The 2,408-nt window shown below is 38.7% G+C and carries 4 protein-coding genes and 1 pseudogene; 3 read left to right on the forward strand and 2 right to left on the reverse strand.

Annotation, left to right across the window (positions count from 1 at the left end; genetic code table 11):
* Both L1D55_RS27005 and L1D55_RS27010 read right to left on the reverse strand, forming a co-directional pair.
* A pseudogene (locus L1D55_RS27005) lies at positions 1-200 on the reverse strand (helix-turn-helix domain-containing protein); the annotation flags it as partial.
* Between the two features lie 121 nt (positions 201-321).
* Complete coding sequence (locus L1D55_RS27010; protein WP_239919495.1) at positions 322-852, reverse strand: cytochrome b/b6 domain-containing protein; 531 nt, start codon at positions 850-852, stop codon at positions 322-324.
* Between the two features lie 186 nt (positions 853-1,038).
* Here L1D55_RS27010 and L1D55_RS27015 point away from each other — a divergent pair, with 186 nt between their 5' ends.
* The 3 genes from L1D55_RS27015 to L1D55_RS27025 form a co-directional block, all read left to right on the forward strand.
* Positions 1,039-1,395 (forward strand): antibiotic biosynthesis monooxygenase family protein, encoded by a 357-nt coding sequence (locus L1D55_RS27015; protein ID WP_239919496.1) that lies wholly within the window; start codon positions 1,039-1,041, stop codon positions 1,393-1,395.
* A gap of 15 nt (positions 1,396-1,410) precedes the next feature.
* Positions 1,411-2,091, forward strand: a complete 681-nt coding sequence (locus tag L1D55_RS27020; protein ID WP_239919497.1) for a hypothetical protein — start codon at positions 1,411-1,413, stop codon at positions 2,089-2,091.
* 148 nt (positions 2,092-2,239) lie between these two features.
* Positions 2,240-2,408 (forward strand): transposase (locus tag L1D55_RS27025; RefSeq protein ID WP_239918909.1); only part of this gene is annotated, 169 nt, incomplete at its 3' end.

Below are 2,408 nucleotides of genomic sequence, written 5' to 3' on the forward strand. Positions count from 1 at the left end.
AATGCTTTTCGTTTTGTCTGAGCAGTAGCCGCATGGTTAGTTGGCAAAAATGAATCAGTACCATGAATGGCAAAGACTTGAGCCCAATACCGTATCTGTCTTGAAGAAATTGAATATTGTTTTGCTAAGTAGAGAGATGACGTGCCATCTAAGTATTGCTTAGCAATGATACATTTTAGCTCTCGGCTATATTTGGACATAAAAAGACCCCCAATAATTGGTGTCCAACTATTGGGGGTCAGTTCAGATAAGGTGGCTTTTTTACATCTTCTAGCTAGCATAGTGACTAAATAAATCATCATCGTTCGTGTATTGAGATATTTATCTCCCCAGCATTACCTTGAGCTTATCACCTTTATCAAAAAAGTGATGTTTCAATGCCCCCAATATATGTAAAGTCACCAACGACATAAAAACTTTAATCGCAGTAGCGTGAATTAAAAACAGTAGAGAAAATACTTCTCTAGAGGTTGCACTATCGCTAAATGCCCATGAGTACACACTGAATATTGGCGTATCAATCAGCGCCATGCTTAAACCTGATATAGCGATAAAGGTCAATGTAATTGCCTGAACCAATTGAACCAGTTTAGGGAAGGTGAACTTACGTTTCTCTGGTTCGGGCTTAACTAACATTCTTGCAATCAATATATTGATGAGAATAAGGACAATTGAACCGAGTATCTGATGAATTAAAATCGTTGGATACTTGTCTGAGAAAGGCAGAAGTCGGCTTGATATAAAACCGAGAGTTAACGTTAACATTACCCCACTAAACATCCCCCAGTGAAGAAAGTCGACTTTATTAGTGAGGTTATTCTTTGCTCTATTATTAGATAGTTTTTTGAACATCACGAGTTCCATTATTAGCGTGTGAAAAATCGATTATATTTCTCATGGCTTTGTTATGGATGTGTTTGTCGAATGTTTAATATTAATAATCGGATAGCGATTTAATTAATATTAAATCGTTAGCTTGGCTCTTGATGACTCTTTTATCTCTGTTAGCGTGTGCAACATCTAACCAACGGAGGTCCTATGAAGCGGTTTATTAAAAGTTCCATCGCATTGAGTTTATTAAGTATAAGTTCATTAGCGTTTGCACAGCCCGTTGTGCTTATCAACACATTTTCAGTCGATGCCAGTAAGCATGAAGAAACCTTAGCCTATTGGGAAAGTGCTAGGGACGTGTTGGTCCAACAACCTGGTTATATCTCTACGACGTTACATCGCGCGTTAAGCACAGACGCCACTTACCTTTACGTAAACGTCGCGAACTGGGAAAGCCAAAAGCACTTCATAGATGCCATCTCTGTAATGAGGGAGGAGCTACCTGCTCTTAATCTTGAGGGCGTTATTGCTGATCCTAACCTTTACGAAGTCATCCGAAATTAATAGAGAGTGTTCTGAATGAAATATGTACCACGACTGTTTTTAGTTATTTTTAGTTTTTTGTTCTCGGTTAATAGCTATTCAGCTGCCTATGGCGTATCGGTTGCTTGGAAAACACAAGATGCTCAAGCGGTATTTGATGTGATGCCTCAACAGAAGAAAGCATTTACTAACTTAATAGATGCTGGCTTAATTCACGATATGTTTGTTTCTGAAAGCTTTATTGGCGAAAAGCAGTTCCCAATAATTAAATTTGTAATGGAAGCCGATAGCGAAGAGGAAGTAAGACGCGTTATTGGAAACCTTCCTTTTCAATTTAAAGAGCTAGCTGAAATAACAGAAGTAAGAGACATCGGAAGTAAATGGCTAGATACTCAAGTTGCTTTTAAAAACTATGCGATTGAGTTGACTTGGAAAGAGCCAGAAGATCAAATGCTGGTAGATAAAATTATTAGCGTTGATTTGCAAAAAGTGGTCGATTGGAGCACTCAAGGTGTGATTATCTCGGCTTATATAAAAAACCAGTCTATTGCCGAGTCAAAGCCAAATCAGATAGCGATGATTCGACCAATATATTCTATTGCGGTATTGGCAAAGGATGAGCAACATGCTCTTGATATTGCGAGTGAACTTAACGCCGTTAAATTAGGCTTCGCTAGCGTTAATGTCAGTGAGTTGGGCTTTAAATTATCCCTGTGATTTTGAATTAATGTAAACCCTCGTGTTATTCTAAGGTGAGATTATTAACAGTGTTAACTCACCTTATGAAGGCGTTGTTGACTAAATCAGTTGGAACCTTTTCTCAGTCCTGCGATCTGATCCCATGTAGTAGAAGCATGGTGTTGTTATGGGTAAGTCGAAGAAGAAGATAGCGAACTGGAGTGAGTATAATGAAGCCTTGTGCAAGCGAGGCTCAGTAACGTTTTGGATTGACGACTCAGCCGTTGAAGCATGGCAATGTAAAAGTCACCATGGTAAACGAGGTAGAGGCTTTCAATTTTCTGATACTGCTATTG

Source organism: Vibrio sp. Isolate22 (assembly GCF_022398115.1).
Taxonomy (GTDB): domain Bacteria; phylum Pseudomonadota; class Gammaproteobacteria; order Enterobacterales; family Vibrionaceae; genus Vibrio.